We start from the raw sequence: 17,789 nt of genomic DNA on the forward strand, positions 1-17,789 counted from the left end.
CTAGAGCAAACGACTCTCAATCAGAGCGTTGTCTCTGTCTTCCGACCCATGTATTGCCTTGGCGTAGAAGCGGAAGAGGACCGCGATGCTGTGGCCGGCGCGGCGGGCGCCCTCGGCCGGGGAGACACCGGACTCCAGCCAGAGGGAGACGCAGGGAGCGCGCAGTCCGTACGGGACTTCGGCAAGGGGCGTCGTGGCTTCCTGTTCGGTGAGGACGGAGAGGTGAGCGGCCTTCCAGGCGGCGCCGTACTCGTTGCTGAGCATGCCGCCGTTCCGGACAGCTCGGAAGAGCCGTCCGTCCTCGGATCACGTATAGAGGTGCGAGAAACGTCCCGCGTGTGACCCCGTGCGAGATGACCTGGATCACGCCTCCCGTGCCCGCGCGAAACGGGCCTCTCCCCCGGTGCGGCCAGTGCGGTCGACAAAACGAATACGTCCGTCGAAGGGTCATGTGGCCCCTGTCTGTGGATAAACCGACCAGATGAGCCAACCGCGGTTCACCCGTGGATGGTTTTCGTCGATCCCATGAACAAACCCAGGCACAGCGGGCGAATAGGCGATTCAGCCAATTAAGCGTTCAATACATAACAAAGCAGCCCACTCCTACCGGCCGGCGCGGCCGGAGGGGTGAGCTGTCCAAATTTTCTTTACTGGATCAAGGCCGCCCGCTGGCTCCATGTCTCCGCCACCGCCTGCGACGGCCCCCGCCCACTCGCGCCGCAAAGGTCCGAGAAGCGGGTAGCCAGACCTGCGGAGAACCCCGCCAGCTGTCCCACGGCGAGCGCGGCCAGCAGGAGCGGGACGCCTGTCAAGTCCTCACCGGTCACCGCGGATCGATGTTCAACCAGCCGTGATCCGGTCGGCCGTCCCTCCTGTCCATCCGTCAGGCGAGGCCAGCGGCAGCGCTCAGGCTGCAACGTGGCCGAGACCGTGACGGATTGGGGAAGCGTGGCCGGGGCTGGTGGGTGGTTGCTGGAGACACACGTGGCGGGTGGTCGATCGGCGCATCCGCCGTCGTGGCTGACTTTCTGGGGCTGAGGTCGCCGATGGCTTGGGGCAGCTGAACAGGGAAGGCGGCGCGGTCAGGAGCTACGCGGACGTGGTGTGGGTGAAGCCGAGGGAGGTCAGCCCTTCGGCCTGGCACAGTCGGTCAGAGGGGCCGCCGACCTCGGTCTGGAGGAGTTGGTAGGCAGCGCCGTGGGTCTGGCCCCAGTGCATCGCGGCCCGCCACAGGACGCGGCCGAGGCCCTGGCCTCGGGCCTCGGGCAGAACAGCGAAGTACTGGGGCATGAGCTGGGGGCGCCCGATTGGGTCGGGGCGTACTTCCATGGGGCCGATCGCGCCCACGATGCGGTCCTCGATGGCGACGGCGAGGACCGGGCCGCACTGGTCGGCCAGCATCTGCGTGTGGAGGAAGGTCAGCCCATCACCTGCCATGACCTCGGCGAATGGGGCGAAGGTGTCCTGCACATCGATTGGCCAGGTGGTGGAGGGTCGGACCGGGCCATCAGGGGCGGGGCAGAGGGCGATGGTGAAGTCCTTCAACTGGATGCGGGTGCCGTGAGGGTGTGTGGTCTCGGGCCCGAGGGGGCGTACGACCCGGGCGTTGACCACGTTGTGCGAGGCGGCGAGCTTGGCGGCCAGCTCGGCGGCCTCCTCCATGACGCTGTCAGGGAGTCCGTAGGCGAAGACCTTCACAGTGCCGCGTCCGCGTCGGGTCAGGGTGGGGATGAGGGTGTGCTCGGGCTGGTGCACCACGTCCTCGGGGAGGACTTTCTCGTGCTTCTCGCCGCCCCAGCGCCGGTCCTTGTCGTAGGGCAGGAAGTCGCCCGTGCCGGCCGCTCGCAGGATGTCCTCGAAAGCGTCGACGGTCAGGGCGTTGGGGTGGACGGGACCGAGAGTCGGCACGATCGGCGCGGTCAGCACGGGCCGGAGCCAGTCCCAGCGGAAGAACATGAGCGGCACCCTAGCTAGCGGTGAGCCGGGCAGGGCTCAGGCCCCGACGCGAGTACGCCGGGGCCTGAACGGAGTTGATCGGATCGTGTCGGTCAGTGGGGGTTGTCGTCCCCGGCGTCGCAGGAGCACTCCGCGCTCTCCACGATCACGTCGAGGTCCTGGACGGCGGTGATCGACGCGGTTGCGACGGGCGGGGCGGCGCGGCGGGCCGAGGCCGGCGGGCCGGGGAGGATGGTCACCGGTACGGGTGGGGTCATGAGGCGTTCTCCTTGTCTCCGTGCTGGCAGTAGCTGTGCAGCGGCGCCTTGGCCTCCTGGTAGTGCTTGGCCAGGGGGCGGCAGACCCGGCAGGTGCCGGACAGGGCGCAGCCCTCGCACCCTCCGGTGCGAAGCATGAGGCGGTCGGCGATGGCGCCGAGCCGGGTGAGGCCGTCGATGCCTTCGGCCATGAGGTCGATCTGGTCGTCGCGGCCGACCTTGCAGATCGAGATTTTGGCGTGCGGGTCGGCGTGGAAGAAGGTGTGTCCCGCGTTGCAGCCGGCGAACGGCTTGCGCTGCCGCAGGTGGGCAGCGGACTGGGCGAGCAGCGGCTCTCCGCCGCCGTAGATCGTGGGCGTCATGTTCGTGTACGCGTGGTTCTCGACGTTCCACTCGTCGGCGAGGGCGGCCATCTCGTCGGCCTCGGAGGCGTTGTCCTCGGTCACCACGACGTTGATCCGCAGCGGCAGCCCCGCCTCACGGGCGGCGTCCATGCCGCGCCGGAACGCCTTCCACGCCCCGCGGCGCTGGGTGAGCGTGTCGAAGGACTCCTCACTCGCCCCGTACATGCTGACCACCAGCCGGTAGGGCGGGCAGTCGCGGAAGAGCTTGAGGAGGTCCGGCCGCCAGAGCAGCGAGCCGTTCGTGGAGATGGTGAGCATCATCCCGGCCAGCCAGGCGTACCGGTAGGCGCCCTGGAAGTGAGGATCCATGGTGGGCTCGCCGCCGGTGATCTGGAGCCAGAGGACACCGGCCTCACGCATGATGTCCAGCAGGTGCACCTTGTCCCCCCAGCCGAGGCCGGAGAACGGGCGCTCGCCGAGGTAGCAGTGCTTGCAGCCGAAGTTGCAGCCGAGGTTGATCTCCCAGGAGGCCCGGCAGTAGCCGTACGGGGACGGCTCGCGCACCAGCACGGTGCCCTGCGCGGGGCGGCCGCCCAGGTCCAGGCCCCACGTGTCGGCGGCGGTCTGCACCGCCCAGGTGGGAAGCGACTCACCCTCGGCGGCGAGCTGGCGCAGGCCCTCGAAGTGGTCGGCGGAGATTCGGGCGCCGGCCCTTGCTCCCGGCTTGAGGAGAAGGTGTCCGTCGAGGAACGGGGAAGCGATCAGAGCGTGGGCCATCGGTGGCCCTCCTTCCGGATCACGGAGCGGGACAGCACACGGGACTCCTGGCGGTCGGCGTGGCAGTGGATCTCGCCCAGGCCGTTGCAGGTGCCGCAGGTCTTGCCGGACGAGCTGGCGCCGCTGCCACCGCAGTCCCCGCACTGTTCGTTGCGAGGCGAGCGAGGGCGCCGGGTCTTGTGCGGGCTCGTGATCAGTTGGTGCACGAGACCTCCTCCAGGGTGTCTTCCCAGGTGTGCTGCTTGGCGTGGTTGGCGAACAGACAGCAGCCCTCACCGTCAGGACCCGGGGCGACCACCGGGCAGTCCGGCAGCACGACAAGTCCCGCCTCGTCCGCCCCGTGCCAGCGGAGCCACAGTGCGGTTCCGTATGCGCCGGCGTCGGTGAGGAGACCGAAGTGCTCACCTTCGTCATGCGCGGACTGCTGGCACTGCACGGCCCTGTCGATGTACGGGGCGGCCGACTTCTCCTGCGCTTCCCGTACCAGATCGACGGGCACCCCGCGCCAGTGCACGCACCGCATCACGACACCATCCGGAAGGATGCGACGGCGTTCCGGGCCTGCTGCGAGCACCGGGGGCAGACGCACGGCGGGTAGCGGCCCGGGTTCTCCGGGACCACCGGGTTCTCGCCCACGCGGACCTCTGCGCGAGGCCCCCACGTCTGGCCGGAGTCGCGGGAGACCCGCAACGTCATCCGTACGTTGTCCTGTCCGTTCACCATGGCCAGGAGCATCGCGATCCGCGGGCCCGACCAGAAAGGCCAAGCGGATTACCCAACTTGGGTAACATCACCCTCGGTTGACCAAGTGCAGCGATCCGTAGTCCTCATGCCGGAGCGTGCCGATGCCTGAGCCATCTCGCTCGAAGGAACTCCCGGTTGGCCTGCTCACGGATTCAGTGATGATCGAGGCATGCCAGGCCAGAGACTTCGGCCGCATCTTTCAGCTGGTCAAGGCACGAGCAGGCATCTATCCGTCGATGATCGCGCGCCGCTGTGACCTGACCCCGAGCCGCGTGGGCGAGGTGATCGCCGGACGGCGGCAGCTGCTGCACATGGACGTGATCGAACGGATCTCGGACGGGTTACGCATCCCCGGGCACATGCTCGGTCTTGCCCGACGCTCCTGGGAGACGCCGCCTAGCTTGACGGTCACGCCCCGCGAACCGGCCGAGGTGCCGACCTCAGCCGTCGAACCGCTGGTCGCCGGACTACCGGGGGCGGACGTCGACAGCATCCTCGCTCTGGCGGCCAAGCGGGATCTCAGCACGTCGACGCTGGACGCGCTGCACTCATCGATCGCGGACTACTGGCGCCGGGACGACGAGCACGGCGGCGAGACCTTACGGCCGGCGGTCGTCGGCCAGCTCCGCTACGTCGTCGACCTCCTCAAGGAGCAGCGTCCGGCTCCTTTACGGGACGGCCTGCACAGCGTCGCTGCCGAGCTGGCCCGGCTCACAGGGTGGACCTACTTCGACGCCCGCCAGTACAAGCAGGCACGCGCCTACTTCACCGAATCTCTTGGCCTGGCCAAGGCCATCGACGACCGCCAGTTCATAGCCAACGTCCTCGCCTGCATGAGCCTCCAGGCCACCTACCAGGACAAGCCCGGGGATGCCCTCGCACTCGTCACGGCCGCCCAGGACCAGGCCCGAACGGCCGCTGGGACGACACCGCGCGTGCTGGCCATGCTCGCGATGCGCGAAGCCTTCGCCCACGCCACCCTCGGCAACCGCGGTGCGACCCACACCGCGATCTCGGAAGCCCACACCCACTTCGGACGGATCAGCATGGGTGATCCGGACCCGGCCTGGGTCGCCTACTTCGACGAACCGAAGCTGATCGTGGACACCGGTATTGCGCACGGCCGCCTGGGCGAAGCCGCCCTCGCCGAACCTCTCATCGCGGACGCGCTACGCCGCGAGCACGCATCGAACCACCGAAGCCGTGCCTTCCACGCCTTCTGGCTCGCCCGCACCCAGCTCCTGCGCGGCAAGCTCGACGAGGCGTGCCACACGGCTATGGATGCGTTGGCCCCGGCAGCGGCCGTCAGCTCGCAACGAGTCGCCGGCCACCTCCGGGAGTTCTACGAGCAGCTGGAGCCCTTCCGTCGGGAGCCGGCTGCGGTGGCGTTCGAGTCCCGGCTCCGGGAGGTGCTGCCCCGTCAGGTCAGCGGATCGCCTCGTCCATGAGCACGTAGAGCAGCCCGACCAGGGAGCCGCTGCTGACGATCTCGCGCCGGTCGATCATGCCCCGCACGTCGGCCAGCGGGATCCACTCGATCCGGTCCGACTCGTTCTTCTCGGTCGGCGGACCCTCGTACGTCGCCCCGTCGGCCCGGAAGACGTGGTGCTGGGAGTCGGTGATGCCGTTGGCCGGCTCGGCGTAGATCAGTGCCTTGATGGGACCGGGCCGCCAGCCGGTCTCCTCCAGCACCTCACGGGCCGCAGCATCGGCTGGCGTCTCGCCCTCTTCCACCAGCCCCATGGGCAGTTCCCATGCCCACGCGTCCGTGATGAAGCGGTGTCGCCACATCATCAGCACCTCGCGCTGCTCGTTGATCACGGCAGCCACGGCCAGGTGGCGGAGCTTGACGACGTGGTGTTCCCAGCGGTTCCCGTCCGGCGTCTCGACGTCGGTGAGCCACAGGTTCACCCAGCTGTTCTCGTAGATCGGACGTTCACCGTGGATCTTCCACTGCATCGCTGCGGCCCCTCTCGATCGACTTCCAGCATCGCAGAGCAACGGCTAGCCAGGGCCAAGTACCTCGCGTTCTCATGAAGCAGGTTGTCCGACGGTGGACACCGGTCAAGACCACTCCTGCCAGCCGTGCCGTAAGCCTGCGTTCGTGCTCGCTTCGGTCACGAAGGGGGAGCTGCCTTGAAGCCTCCGGGCCAGGCCCAATCGGGGTGGCAGGCGACGACGTGTTCGTACACCGCCTCAAGTTTCTGCCGATCCGGCCTCCCGCTGAGGGCCGCGGCGAAGAAGGCATGCCGGGCGTCCGACGCCGCTTTGACTCTGTGGGCGCTCAGGACGGCGAAACCACTGATACTCATGCCTGCTTCGAAGGCGCCCTTCGTTGCCACCTTGATGCACTCAAAGAGGTACTCCTCGCCGCCGCAGACTTCCAGCTGGCCCCTGCGCGCAAGCTCGGCTGCCACGTAGTGCGGGCCGGTCGGTTTGCCGACTTGATGCAGGTCAACGATCGCGTTGTAGATGGCGCCGTTCCTGCTCAACCCTCCAAGCGCGACAGCATGCAGGTGCTCATCTGTGGGTGTCATCGCCGCCGAAGATGTTGCATCTGAAGCGGCGTCCCAGAGGGCTCTGAATCGGTCGACCTCAGTCTCCACGGGCAGCTTTGGTCGCGCGCTCGTTGCAAGCTGCTCAACGACCACTTCGACCACGCCCCAAGCGGGAAGCTGAGGCTTGATGCTCCTGTCCGATCGAGCTGTGGCACGGGCCCCACCCCGGACCCCCTCACCGCGCCGCGCTACCCGGCACCCCAGACCCCCTCACCGCGCCGTGCTCATCCGGGCCGCCGAGGCGATCGTCGCGAGGGCCTCGCGTTCGGTGAGGCCGGTGGTGATCGCGGCGGAGGTGAGCGCTGCGGTCAGGTCCTCGCCGATGCCGTTCTCGTATGCCCGGCACGCCGCCCAGAACAGCCGGGTGTTGCGCTGGCCCTCGTGGGCGGCCAGCACGAACTGGATCAGGCCCTGGCCCTGGAGGTCCCCCGGTCCCTGGCGGCCCCCGTGCCGGTGGGCGTGGTGGGGCCGGGCGGGCGGGGTGAGCAGGTCGAGCAGAGTGCGGGGGCAGGGGGCCGGGCCGAGGTGGGCGGTGCCCGGGGCGAGTCGGTAGACGCCCCGGCTGCTCAGCGAACCGGGGCCGACCAGATAGCCGCCCGCGCCCCGGATGTCGATGCCGGGGGCGAGCCGGCTCGCGGAGTTCGGCACCACCGTGCCCGGCGGCCCGGTCAGCCAGATGTGGCGGCCTCCGCTCGGCGTGATCACGACCACGGTCTCGGGGATGGTGAACAGGTGCCGCAGCGCCAGGTGTTGGAGCGCCGCCGTCGCATCCGCCTGCGGCGGCTTGGTGTCGAGGTCGATCCCTATGAGGTGGTGCGGCGGCCGGCCGCAGGCGATGCCGTACCCCGTGGCCCAGGGCGCGGCCCGGAACAGCGCACGCACCGCGGCCGGGTCGGTGGTGGCGTCGTGCACCCCGTGGCCCGCCAGCCCGCACTCGCCCCGGCACAGCGCCGGCTGGGGCTCGTCCCGGTGCGGCGAGGGCAGCGCGGGGAGCTTGGTGCGGGACAGCGGGATGACGGGCAGGCCGCGCTCGGCGGCGGACAGGGCGTGGGCGAGGGCCAGAGTGGCGGCCTGCCGGTCGATGGTGGCCATGACTCCATGTTCGTACGAATGTTCGAGAAAGGGAATCCCTTTCAGGGGTGACGGTCGCGCCCCGGCGCGGGCCGGGGCCGGTTTCCGCCGAGGCGCACGGCCCGGCCCGCGCCCTTGGGGCTCGTTCCCGCCCCCTCCTCGACCCCATCGGCGCCGGGCGACGGACCGGTTACGGCCGGGTGGCGCCCCGATGCCGTCTTGGTGTCCCCCAGGCGGGCAGCGGATGGCGGCCAAAGTTGGCCGAATCCGAGCCGAAACGGTTCTGCCCTTGGGGAGGCGCGGTTCCGTTGCCGAAATCGGACTCCTGCCGACGGTTTGGGGGCGCATTGAGGGTTTATCGACATGTCCTCACGCTTGCGGGCGAAAGGTTCCTCAATGACTGGTTCGCCGGGGATTCGGTGGGCAACTCTGATCTCGCGACGTCGTCACAGCGTCCGGGGCGGTCGGCCAACTGCCCTGGAACAGGCCGTACTTGCTTCCTGCGGATACGGACTGAACGAGCCGAACTACCCGCACTTCTGGTTCCTGGAGGAATTGACATGGCACACATCCGTACCGCCCGCGTCCTGGCCACCGTTGCCGCGCTGCCCCTGGCCGCCGCCCTCTTCTCGGGTGTCGCCACGGCCGACAACGGCTCCATCGCGGGCCACGGATCGAACGCCGCGGTGGCGACCGTCAGCGGCAGCGGGGTCGGCCACGACAACCGCGGGAACTCGTCCACCACCCAGCAGCAGGCCGTGGGATCCGGCGCCACCAACCAGAGCAACACCGCCCAGGTGAACGGGTCCGCCTTCACCTCGATCAACCAGGGCAACGGGAACGTCGCCGTGAACTTCTCCCGCCTGTGGTGATCCGCCTCCCCGGTGGAAGGGGTCCGTCCTTAGGGTGATCGGCGGCCCGGGTGACAGCGCTTCGGCGCGGTCGCCCGGGCCGTTGGCGTGAGCGAACGGGCTGTTGGCGTGAGCGGCCGAGTCGTTGGCGTGAGCGAACGGGCTGTTGGCGTGAGCGGCCGAGTCGTTGGCTTTGAGCGCCCGAGTCCTTGGCCTGAGCGGCCGGGCCGTTGACGTGAGCGCCCGGGCGTTGGCGGGGTCGCTCGCACGCCGAGGCCGGGCCCCCGCGGCCGGGGGCATTGACAGCGGGGCTATATCTGACGGACAGTCAGAAACCTGATCGGCGGGCCCGGGTCGTGGGACGCGCCCGGGTCCGCCGATGTCCGTACGCACGTGCCCGCCCGCGCACGTGCCCGTACGCACGGAAGGCCGCCGTCGTGCACCTCGCCCCGACCGAGCGTCAGCAGCGGCTGCGCGCCGAACTGCGCACGTACTTCGCCGACTTGATGCCCGGTGGACCGCCGCCCGGCGCGGATCCGGACGCGCAGCGGGCGCTGCTGCGCCGGATCGGCGCCGACGGGCTGCTCGGGCTCGGCTGGCCCGTCGAGTACGGCGGCCAGGGCCGCGGCCCCGACGAGCAGTTCGTCTTCTTCGACGAGGCCTACCGGGCCGGCGCGCCGGTCTCGATGGTCACCCTGAACACGGTCGGCCCGACCCTCATGAAGTACGGGAGCGCCGAGCAGAAGGCGTACTTCCTGCCCCGGATCCTGAGCGGCGACCTCGTCTTCGCGATCGGCTACAGCGAACCGGAGGCCGGCACCGACCTCGCCTCGCTGCGCACCAGGGCCGTACGGGAGGGGGGCTCCTGGGCCGTCGACGGGCAGAAGGTCTTCACCTCCAACGCCCAGAACGCCGACTGGATCTGGCTCGCCTGCCGCACCGACCCCGACGCGCCCAAGCACCAGGGCATTTCGATCATCCTGGTACCCACCGGAGCGCCCGGGTTCTCCTGGACTCCGATCGAGACGGTCGGTGGCCTGACCACCACGGCGACGTACTACGACGGCATCCGGGTGCCGCTGGGAAACCTCGTCGGCGAGGAGAACGCGGGCTGGGGCCTGATCACCAACCAGCTCAACCACGAGCGGGTCGCGCTCGCCGCGATCGGCATGCAGGCCGAGGACTTCTACGAGGCGGCGCTCTCGTACGCGTGTACACCCGATCCGGTGACTTTCGAGCGCCCTGTTGACCACGAATGGGTGAAGGCCAAGCTGGCCGCCACCCATGCCCGGCTGGCGGTGAACCGCCTGCTCAGCTGGCGTTTGGTGGGTGATGTGGGGGCCGGAAACCTGGCGCCGGGAGACGCCAGTGGCGTGAAGTTCGCGGGAACGGAGTCCGCGGTCGAAACGTATCGAATGTGTCAGGAGATCGTGGGGGACGCGGGCCTGATCCGGGGCGGTTCGCCCGGCGCCTTCGGGGACGGGGAGCTGGAGCGGATGAACCGGGCGGCGCAGATCAACACGTTCGGGGGCGGGGTGAGCGAGGTGCAGCGGGAGATCGTCGCGACGATGCGGCTCGGGATGAGGCGGGGGAAGAGGTGAGTGGGGTGGGCGGGTCCAACGAGATTGATTTCGCTGCCCGGTTGAAGAAGTTCGAGGGGCAGCCGGCCGCGACGGCGGGTGTCGGCAAGGACCTCGTCAACGAGCCGATGATCCGGCACTGGTGCGAGGCGATGGGCGACACCCATCCCGCGTACACGGGGCCGGACGCGATCGCGCCGCCGACGATGCTCCAGGCATGGACGATGGGCGGCCTGTCAGGACACGGCGACGGCACGGGTCGCGCCTCCGGTTACGACGAGCTCTTCGAGGTGCTCGACGGTGCCGGATTCACCTCGGTGGTGGCGACGGACTGCGAGCAGGAGTACGTCCGCGACCTGCGGCCGGGCGATCGCGTGACCTACGACGCCGTGATCGAGACGGTGTCGGAGCGCAAGACCACCAAACTGGGGACCGGGCACTTCGTCACCACGCGCATGGACGTCCACGCGAACGGCGAACTCGCCGGAACGCACCGCTTCCGCATCCTCAAGTACGCGCCCGCACACGGGAGTTCCGGCAGTTCAGGGTCGGCTGCGCGCGGGCAGCGGGCCGGCGCCGGCCCGGGCCAGGAGCCCGTCCGTGCGCTGCGTCCCCGGCCCGTCGTCAACCGGGACAACGCCGGATTCTGGGCCGGGGTCGCCGAGCACCGGCTCCTTCTCCAGCGCTGCGGCGACTGTGCGGAGCCGCGCTTCCCCTGGCTGCCGGGGTGCCACGCCTGCGGCTCGGCGCGCTGGGACACGTTCGAGGCGAGCGGCCGGGGCACCGTCTACTCCTACGTCGTGATGCATCACCCGCCCTTCCCCGCCTTCGACCCGCCCTACGCGGTGGGTCTGATCGAGCTCGTGGAGGGCGTCCGGATCGTCAGCAACGTGGTGGGGGTGGCGCCGGACGAGGTGCGCATAGGGATGGCCGTGCGTCTCGAATTCTTGCGTGTGGAAGCCGAGTTGGAGCTTCCTGTCTTCCGGGCGGAGGTGGCCTGATGGACTTCACGCCCACCGAGGAGCAGTCGGCCGTCCAGGAGCTCGCCGCGCGGATCTTCGCCGACCTCTCGACGCACGAGCGGCTCGCCGCGGCCGGTTCGGGGACGGACGCCGAGCTGTGGAAGGCGCTGTGCGGGGCGGGCCTCGTGGCGGCCGTCGAGGAGGTCGGGCTCCTCGGCCTGGTCCTCGCCCTGGAGGAGCAGGGCAGGACCACCGCCCAGGTCCCCTTCGCGGCGAGCTGTGTGTACGGAGTCCTCGCGCTCACCGCCCACGGCACGGCCGGACAGCGGGACCGGCTGCTTCCGGCCCTGCGCGACGGCGGCGCCGTGGTGACGGGGGCGTTCCCGGCCCGCGGAGGTGGCGTACGGGCCTCGACGGAAGGGGAGTTGAGCGGCGTCGTGCCGGTCGTGCCGTGGCTGCGGGACGCGACGCACGTCCTGGTCCCGGACACGGAACACGCCCTGTGGCTGGTGCGGGTCGCCGATGCGCAGGCCGAGCCGCTGGAGACGACCGCGCCCTGGTCGGCCGGGCGGCTCACCCTCCACCGTGCCCCGGCCGAGCGGGTGGGCGGCGCGGAGGCGTACGAGGACGTACTGGCCACGGCCAGAACGGCGTTCGCGGGACTACAGGCCGGGGTGTGCGCGGGCTCGCTGGCGCGAGCGGTGCAGCACACCACGACAAGGGAGCAGTTCGGACGTCCGCTCTCCACCAACCAGGGCGTGCTGCTGCGAGCCGCCGACGCGTACATGGACACCGAGGCGATACGGGTCACCGCCTATGAGTCGGCCTGGCGGCGGGACGAAGGGATGCGGTACGGGACGCACGCGCTGACGGCGGCCTGGTGGGCGTCCGAGGCGGGCACCCGGGTCGTGCACGCGGGCCAGCACCTGCACGGCGGCCTGGGCGCGGACGTGGAGCACCCCGTGCACCGGCATTTCCTCTGGGGTCGCCAGCTGGATGCGTACCTGGGCTGCGGGGCCGAACTCCTGTCGGAACTGGGTGAGTTGATCGTCGCGGAGCGTGGGCCGAGCCTCGGCTCCGACCGCGTGGAAGGTGTCGGGGCGTCGAGGGAGGCGCGGGCGTGAGCGCGATGAAGGCCGTGAACGCCGGGCGGGAAGAGGGGGGTGGGGGTGTGAGAGCCGGAGACGAGCTGGCGCCGTTGGAGATCCCGATCACGCGGACACTGATCGTGGCCGGTGCGGTGGCCTCCCGCGACTACCAGGACGTGCATCACGACGCGGTGCTCGCGCGGGAGAAGGGATCGCCGGACGTCTTCATGAACATTCTGACCACCAACGGTCTCGTCGGGCGGTACGTCACCGATCACTTCGGCCCGTCGGCCCGCCTGCGGTCGGTGAGGATACGCCTCGGCGCCCCCAACTACCCCGGTGACACGATGACGTTGACCGGCACCGTGACCGCGGTGGAGGGAGATGTCGCCGAGGTCCGGGTGACCGGGGCCAACGGACTCGGCCACCATGTGACGGGCACGGTACGGGTGGCCGTACCCGGCCCGCTGGACCGCCCGGGGGCGGAGTCATGAGCGTGCGCGGGGCGGACTCGCTCGGCGGGCGGGCGGCGGTCGTCGGGATCGGAGCGACCGAGTTCTCCAAGGACTCGGGGCGCAGCGAGCTCAAGCTGGCGGTCGAGGCGGTGCACGCGGCTCTCGACGACGCGGGGCTCGCGCCCGCGGACGTGGACGGACTGGTCACGTTCACCATGGACACCAACCCGGAGATCACGGTCGCGCAGGCGGCCGGAATGGGCGAGCTGTCCTTCTTCTCGCGCGTCCACTACGGGGGCGGCGCGGCCTGTGCCACCGTCCAGCAGGCCGCCCTCGCGGTCGCCACCGGAGTGGCCGAAGTGGTCGTCTGCTACCGGGCGTTCAACGAGCGCTCGGGCCGCCGCTTCGGCTCCGGGGTGCAGCACCGTGAGCCTTCGGCGGAGGGGGCGGCGCTCGGGTGGGCGCTCCCGTTCGGTCTGCTCACGCCCGCGTCCTGGGTCGCCATGGCCGCCCAGCGCTATCTGCACACCTACCGGCTGACACCCGAGGCCTTCGGCCATGTCGCCGTCACCGGGCGCCGTCATGCCGCGAACAATCCGGCGGCCTACTTCCACGGCAAGCCGATCACCCTGGCCGACCATGCGGCGTCGCGGTGGATCGTCGAGCCGCTGCGGCTCCTGGACTGCTGCCAGGAGACCGACGGCGGTCAGGCGATCGTGGTCACCACCGTCGAACGGGCCAGAGACCTGCGGCAGCGCCCCGCCGTGATCACCGCGGCCGCGCAGGGGGCGGGGCGCAGACAGGAGGCGATGACCAGCTTCTACCGGGACGAGCTGGCCTCCCTCCCCGAGATGGGGGTCGTCGCGCGCCAGCTGTGGCGGACGTCCGGCCTGACGCCCGCCGAGATCGACGTGGCGATCCTGTACGACCACTTCACGCCGTTCGTGCTGATGCAGCTGGAGGAGTTCGGTTTCTGCGCGCCGGGCGAGGCGGCCGACTTCGTGGCGGCGGACGGGGTGCCGCTGAACACGCACGGCGGTCAGCTGGGGGAGGCCTATCTGCACGGGATGAACGGCATAGCGGAGGCGGTGCGCCAGCTCAGGGGCTCATCGGTGAACCAGCGGACGGACGCCGCCCATGTCCTGGTGACGGCCGGCACGGGGGTGCCCACATCGGGTCTCATTCTGGGGAGGGACGGCTGAGGGCGATGGCGGAGGGCCATGTCGGATGGCGGGTGCGAGGGCGGGTGCGGAGGGCCATGTCGGATGGCGGGTGCGGAGGGCGGGTGCGGAGCGTGGGGAGCGGGCCGCGGGTGAGCGCCCGTCACCGCAGCCCGCGTAGCAGCATCCTGAGAGCCCCTCATCACGAGCCGTGCGAGCGCATCCTGAGGGCGCGTCAGTAGGGGCACGCCGCGAGACCGTCCGGCGGCACGGCACTGGGACGGACGGCTGATCTTCCACACGGACGGCCGAGGGGCCGGGGCGAGCGGTGGCCGGCCGGGCCGGGCGGCCGTTCACTCGGGCCATGCGCCGCCTCAAGATCGCCATCGCTTCCTCAGCCACCGCCCTGATCGCCCTCGCCACCCTGCTCGCCCCGGCCGCCGCCGCGGACGAGAGGTGGGACGAGCGGGAGGCGGTGTCCGAGGGGAACTTCCAGGGCACCGCCTTCGACACCTGCAACGCCCCCTCGACGGCCGCGATGCGGGCCTGGCGGAGTTCGTCGTCGTACCGCGGCGTGGGCATCTACTACGCGGGGCGCGGCCGGCACTGCCTGAACCAGAAGAACCTGAACAAGAGCTGGGTGAGCCAGGTGCACCGGATGGGCTGGCAGGTGCTTCCGGTGTTCGTGGGCTCGCAGTCGCCGTGCGTGTACGCCGCGAACAAGAAGGGCGTGCGGATCGGCGGCCAGCCCGCGAAGCAGGGCAGGTCCGAGGCGGGGGAGGCGGTGCAGCACGCCCGGGCCCTCGGCATCCTGGACGGCAGCGCCCTCTACCTCGACCTGGAGGCGTACAACGTGGGCAACGCCTCCTGCGCCAAGACCACGCTCGACTTCGTGCGGGCCTGGAACAAGGAAGTGCGGGCGCGCGGTTACGTGCCCGGGTTCTACAGCAGCGCCGAGTCAGGGGTGCGGCAGATCGAGCAGGCCCGGGTGGCGGGGAAGAGCGACCTCCCGGCGGCGATCTGGTTCGCCCGCTGGCACACCGGGCCCGCGCTGTACCAGGAGGCCGCGCTGCACAAGGATGCCTGGCAGCACCGGCGCATCCACCAGTACGCGGGGGACGTCACCGAGACGCACGGCGGCTACCGTCTGACGGTGGACCGCAACCAGGTCGACGCGCCGGTCGCGCGCATTGGCTGAGCCGGACCGGGACCGGCCGGGCGCGTCCGGCCGGCCGACCCCTTGGGGCACCCACGGCCCGGCCCCTTGGGGCACCCGTGGCCCGGCTCCTCGGGGCATGCGCGGCCCGGTTGCCCGGGGCTCGCGGGGGCCGGCCCCGCGGCGGCTGAACCCTGAGGGCCGGGGATGCGTCTCCACCTTCAGGAGGTGTGGCCACCCCCACCCCTACAACCTGAGGCGGACATCGCTTCGGGACCTGGGGCCGATCCCCGGGGCTCCGCGCGCTCATAGCGTGGAGGCATGACAACGCCCGTCTGCACCAGCGCCTCCCGAGTGGCGACGCCCTATCACGCGTACTCGTCGTTCTCGTCGTACGTCCGCGCCAGGGGCCCCGTGCTGCTGCGCACCGCGCGCTCGCTGACCGCGAACGCGAGCGATGCCGAGGACCTGTTGCAGACGGCCCTGACCAAGACGTACGTCGCCTGGGACCGGATCGAGGACCACCGGGCGCTCGACGGCTATGTGCGCCGCGCGCTGCTCAACACCCGCACCTCGCAGTGGCGCAAGCGCAAGGTCGACGAGTTCGCCTGCGACGAACTGCCCGAGCCGGAGGTGGTGCCGGGTCCCGACCCGGCGGATCAGCAGGTGCTGCACGACGCGATGTGGCGGGCGGTCATGAAGCTCCCCGACCGCCAGCGGGCCATGGTCGTCCTCAGGTATTACGAGGACCTGAGCGAAGCCCAGACCGCCGAGGTGCTCGGCGTCTCGGTCGGCACGGTCAAGAGCGCGGTCTCCCGCGCGCTCGGCAAGCTCCGCGAGGACCCGGAGCTGGAGCCCATACGGTGACGGGCGGTGGCCGGCGGGGTGACGGACGGCGTCCGGAGCTGGAGCCCCTACGGTGACGGGCGGTGGCCGGCGGGGTGACGGACGGCGTCCGGAGCTGGAGCCCCTACGGTGACGAGCGGTGACCGCCGGGGTGACGGACAGTGCCCCGGAGTGCGTATCCGCAGGTAACTTCGCGGATGCGCGGCTGAAACTACTCCCGGGTAGTGACATACCGCGCGGTACGTGAGCAGAATCGGCAGACCATTGTCGCCAGAGAGCGCACCGCAGCGCTCACCGGGAGGACGCCGTGCTGAGCACCATGCAGGACGTACCGCTGCTGATCTCGCGGATCCTGACCCACGGGTCGACGATCCACGGCAAGTCCCAGGTCACGACCTGGACCGGCGAGGCCGAGCCGCACCGCCGCAGCTTCGCCGAGATCGGCGCCCGGGCCGCCCAGCTGGCCCACGCCCTGCGTGAGCTCGGTGTCGAGGACGGCCAGGCGGCCGGCACCTTGATGTGGAACAACGCCGAACACGTCGAGGCGTACCTGGCGATCCCGTCCATGGGCGCCGTGCTGCACACGCTCAATCTGCGCCTGCCGGCCGAGCAGTTGATCTGGATCGTCAACCACGCCGCAGACCGCGTGGTGATCGTCAACGGTTCGCTACTGCCCCTGTTGGCGCCGCTGCTCCCCCATCTGCCGACACTGGAGCACCTCGTCGTGTCGGGCCCCGGCGACCGGTCCGTCCTAGAGGACATCGACGGCGCGGGCCCGCAGGTGCACGAGTACGAGGAGCTCCTCGCCGGGCGGCCCACCGCCTACGACTGGCCGCGGCTCGACGAACGCCAGGCCGCCGCGATGTGTTACACGTCCGGCACCACGGGGGACCCGAAGGGCGTCGTCTACTCCCACCGTTCGATCTACCTGCACTCCATGCAGGTCAACATGGCCGAGTCGATGGGGCTCACGGACCAGGACACGACACTGGTCGTGGTGCCGCAGTTCCATGTGAACGCCTGGGGTCTGCCGCACGCCACGTTCATGGCCGGCGTCAGCATGCTCATGCCCGACCGCTTCCTCCAGCCCGCACCGCTCGCCGACATGATCGAGCGCGAGAAGCCGACGCACGCGGCGGCCGTCCCCACCATCTGGCAGGGCCTGCTCGCCGAGGTCACCGCCCGCCCCCGCGACCTCACCTCGATGCGCCGGGTCACGATCGGCGGCGCGGCCTGTCCGCCCTCGCTGATGGAGGCCTACGACAAGATCGGTGTGCGGCTCTGTCACGCCTGGGGCATGACGGAGACCTCTCCGCTCGGCACCATGTCCAACCCGCCCGCAGGCCTCACCGCCGAGGAGGAGTGGCCGTACCGCATCACGCAGGGCCGTTTCCCCGCCGGGGTCGAGGCGCGGCTCGCGGGCCCGGGCGGCGCATTCCTGCCCTGGGACGGGGAGTCGGCCGGCGAGCTGGAGGTGAGGGGCCCGTGGATCGCGGGTGCCTACTTCGGCGGCGTGGGCGGCGAGGACTTCCGCCCGGCCGACAAGTTCAGCCCGGACGGCTGGCTGCGCACCGGTGACGTCGGCGTCATCAGCGCGGACGGCTATCTGACGCTGACCGACCGCGCCAAGGACGTCATCAAGTCCGGGGGCGAATGGATCTCCAGCCAGGAGCTGGAGAACGCGCTGATGGCGCACCCCGAGGTCGTCGAAGCGGCCGTCGTCGCCGTCCCGGACGACAAGTGGGGCGAACGTCCGCTCGCCACCGTGGTGTTGAAGCCGGGGGCCACCGCCGACTATGCCGCTCTGAAGGCCTTCCTCGCCGAGAAGATCGCCAAGTGGCAGCTTCCGGAACGCTGGGCGTTGATCGAGGCGGTGCCGAAGACCAGCGTCGGCAAGTTCGACAAGAAGGTCATCCGCAGGCAGTACGCGGACGGCGAGCTGGACGTGACGGAGCTGCGCTAGCCGCAGCACTCGGCCCGGCCC

Annotated in this window: 20 protein-coding genes; 10 read left to right on the forward strand and 10 right to left on the reverse strand. The window is 70.5% G+C overall.

Features of this window, described 5'->3' with window-relative positions:
* The 7 genes from ACFYNP_RS03365 to ACFYNP_RS03395 all read right to left on the reverse strand — a co-directional run bounded on the left by ACFYNP_RS03365 (window position 1) and on the right by ACFYNP_RS03395 (window position 4,057).
* Window positions 1–264, reverse strand: coding sequence for a hypothetical protein (locus ACFYNP_RS03365; protein WP_388457670.1), 264 nt, complete (start codon window positions 262–264; stop codon window positions 1–3).
* Window positions 265–1,089: 825 nt separating this feature from the next.
* Window positions 1,090–1,956, reverse strand: a complete 867-nt coding sequence (locus tag ACFYNP_RS03370; protein ID WP_388782112.1) for a GNAT family N-acetyltransferase — start codon at window positions 1,954–1,956, stop codon at window positions 1,090–1,092.
* Window positions 1,957–2,048: 92 nt separating this feature from the next.
* Window positions 2,049–2,213 carry a hypothetical protein gene (locus tag ACFYNP_RS03375; RefSeq protein ID WP_162952559.1) on the reverse strand — a complete coding sequence of 55 codons (165 nt, stop codon included), beginning with the start codon at window positions 2,211–2,213 and terminating at the stop codon, window positions 2,049–2,051.
* Window positions 2,210–3,334: a radical SAM protein gene (locus ACFYNP_RS03380; RefSeq protein WP_388782116.1), complete on the reverse strand. Its 1,125-nt coding sequence runs from the start codon at window positions 3,332–3,334 to the stop codon at window positions 2,210–2,212. Before ACFYNP_RS03380 ends, ACFYNP_RS03375 begins: the two co-directional genes overlap by 4 nt.
* On the reverse strand, window positions 3,319–3,540 hold the full coding sequence (locus tag ACFYNP_RS03385; RefSeq protein WP_388782119.1) for a hypothetical protein: 222 nt from the start codon (window positions 3,538–3,540) through the stop codon (window positions 3,319–3,321). The genes ACFYNP_RS03380 and ACFYNP_RS03385 overlap by 16 nt, the downstream gene beginning before the upstream one ends.
* Complete coding sequence (locus tag ACFYNP_RS03390) at window positions 3,528–3,857, reverse strand: hypothetical protein (protein WP_388782122.1); 330 nt, start codon at window positions 3,855–3,857, stop codon at window positions 3,528–3,530. The genes ACFYNP_RS03385 and ACFYNP_RS03390 overlap by 13 nt, the downstream gene beginning before the upstream one ends.
* On the reverse strand, window positions 3,857–4,057 hold the full coding sequence (locus ACFYNP_RS03395; RefSeq protein WP_388782125.1) for a hypothetical protein: 201 nt from the start codon (window positions 4,055–4,057) through the stop codon (window positions 3,857–3,859). The genes ACFYNP_RS03390 and ACFYNP_RS03395 overlap by 1 nt, the downstream gene beginning before the upstream one ends.
* A gap of 122 nt (window positions 4,058–4,179) precedes the next feature.
* Here ACFYNP_RS03395 and ACFYNP_RS03400 point away from each other — a divergent pair, with 122 nt between their 5' ends.
* Window positions 4,180–5,526, forward strand: a complete 1,347-nt coding sequence (locus tag ACFYNP_RS03400) for a hypothetical protein (RefSeq protein WP_388782128.1) — start codon at window positions 4,180–4,182, stop codon at window positions 5,524–5,526.
* On the opposite strand, the gene ACFYNP_RS03405 is transcribed toward ACFYNP_RS03400, so the two are convergent.
* The 3 genes from ACFYNP_RS03405 to ACFYNP_RS03415 all read right to left on the reverse strand — a co-directional run bounded on the left by ACFYNP_RS03405 (window position 5,504) and on the right by ACFYNP_RS03415 (window position 7,728).
* Window positions 5,504–6,037, reverse strand: coding sequence for an NUDIX hydrolase (locus ACFYNP_RS03405; RefSeq protein WP_388782131.1), 534 nt, complete (start codon window positions 6,035–6,037; stop codon window positions 5,504–5,506). The genes ACFYNP_RS03400 and ACFYNP_RS03405 overlap by 23 nt on opposite strands.
* A gap of 158 nt (window positions 6,038–6,195) precedes the next feature.
* Complete coding sequence (locus tag ACFYNP_RS03410) at window positions 6,196–6,738, reverse strand: DnaB-like helicase N-terminal domain-containing protein (protein ID WP_388782134.1); 543 nt, start codon at window positions 6,736–6,738, stop codon at window positions 6,196–6,198.
* A 108-nt stretch (window positions 6,739–6,846) separates the two neighbouring features.
* Entirely contained in the window at window positions 6,847–7,728 is an 882-nt protein-coding gene (locus tag ACFYNP_RS03415) for a bifunctional DNA primase/polymerase (RefSeq protein ID WP_388782137.1), read from the reverse strand.
* A 539-nt stretch (window positions 7,729–8,267) separates the two neighbouring features.
* On the opposite strand from ACFYNP_RS03415, the gene ACFYNP_RS03420 reads away from it, so the two are divergent.
* The 9 genes from ACFYNP_RS03420 (at window position 8,268) to ACFYNP_RS03460 (ending at window position 17,768) form a co-directional block, all read left to right on the forward strand.
* A complete protein-coding gene (locus ACFYNP_RS03420; protein WP_388414215.1) occupies window positions 8,268–8,579 on the forward strand; it encodes a hypothetical protein in 312 nt (103 codons plus the stop codon).
* A 416-nt stretch (window positions 8,580–8,995) separates the two neighbouring features.
* Window positions 8,996–10,159 carry an acyl-CoA dehydrogenase family protein gene (locus tag ACFYNP_RS03425; RefSeq protein WP_388414217.1) on the forward strand — a complete coding sequence of 388 codons (1,164 nt, stop codon included), beginning with the start codon at window positions 8,996–8,998 and terminating at the stop codon, window positions 10,157–10,159.
* Window positions 10,160–10,164: 5 nt separating this feature from the next.
* Window positions 10,165–11,139 (forward strand): bifunctional MaoC family dehydratase N-terminal/OB-fold nucleic acid binding domain-containing protein, encoded by a 975-nt coding sequence (locus ACFYNP_RS03430; RefSeq protein WP_388782140.1) that lies wholly within the window; start codon window positions 10,165–10,167, stop codon window positions 11,137–11,139.
* Window positions 11,139–12,224 carry an acyl-CoA dehydrogenase family protein gene (locus ACFYNP_RS03435; protein WP_388782143.1) on the forward strand — a complete coding sequence of 362 codons (1,086 nt, stop codon included), beginning with the start codon at window positions 11,139–11,141 and terminating at the stop codon, window positions 12,222–12,224. The genes ACFYNP_RS03430 and ACFYNP_RS03435 overlap by 1 nt, the downstream gene beginning before the upstream one ends.
* Before the next feature lie 47 nt (window positions 12,225–12,271).
* The gene (locus ACFYNP_RS03440) at window positions 12,272–12,682 is read left to right on the forward strand and encodes a MaoC family dehydratase (protein WP_388782240.1); all 411 of its coding nucleotides are present in this window, start codon (window positions 12,272–12,274) and stop codon (window positions 12,680–12,682) included.
* Window positions 12,679–13,845: a lipid-transfer protein gene (locus ACFYNP_RS03445; protein ID WP_388414227.1), complete on the forward strand. Its 1,167-nt coding sequence runs from the start codon at window positions 12,679–12,681 to the stop codon at window positions 13,843–13,845. The genes ACFYNP_RS03440 and ACFYNP_RS03445 overlap by 4 nt, the downstream gene beginning before the upstream one ends.
* Window positions 13,846–14,167: 322 nt before the next feature.
* The gene (locus ACFYNP_RS03450) at window positions 14,168–15,001 is read left to right on the forward strand and encodes a DUF1906 domain-containing protein (RefSeq protein WP_388782146.1); all 834 of its coding nucleotides are present in this window, start codon (window positions 14,168–14,170) and stop codon (window positions 14,999–15,001) included.
* Between the two features lie 279 nt (window positions 15,002–15,280).
* Window positions 15,281–15,826, forward strand: coding sequence for a SigE family RNA polymerase sigma factor (locus ACFYNP_RS03455; RefSeq protein WP_388414232.1), 546 nt, complete (start codon window positions 15,281–15,283; stop codon window positions 15,824–15,826).
* Between the two features lie 286 nt (window positions 15,827–16,112).
* Window positions 16,113–17,768, forward strand: a complete 1,656-nt coding sequence (locus tag ACFYNP_RS03460) for a long-chain fatty acid--CoA ligase (protein ID WP_388782149.1) — start codon at window positions 16,113–16,115, stop codon at window positions 17,766–17,768.
* Window positions 17,769–17,789 lie beyond the last annotated feature (21 nt).

This window comes from Streptomyces sp. NPDC006691 (assembly GCF_042869955.1).
GTDB lineage: Bacteria > Actinomycetota > Actinomycetes > Streptomycetales > Streptomycetaceae > Streptomyces.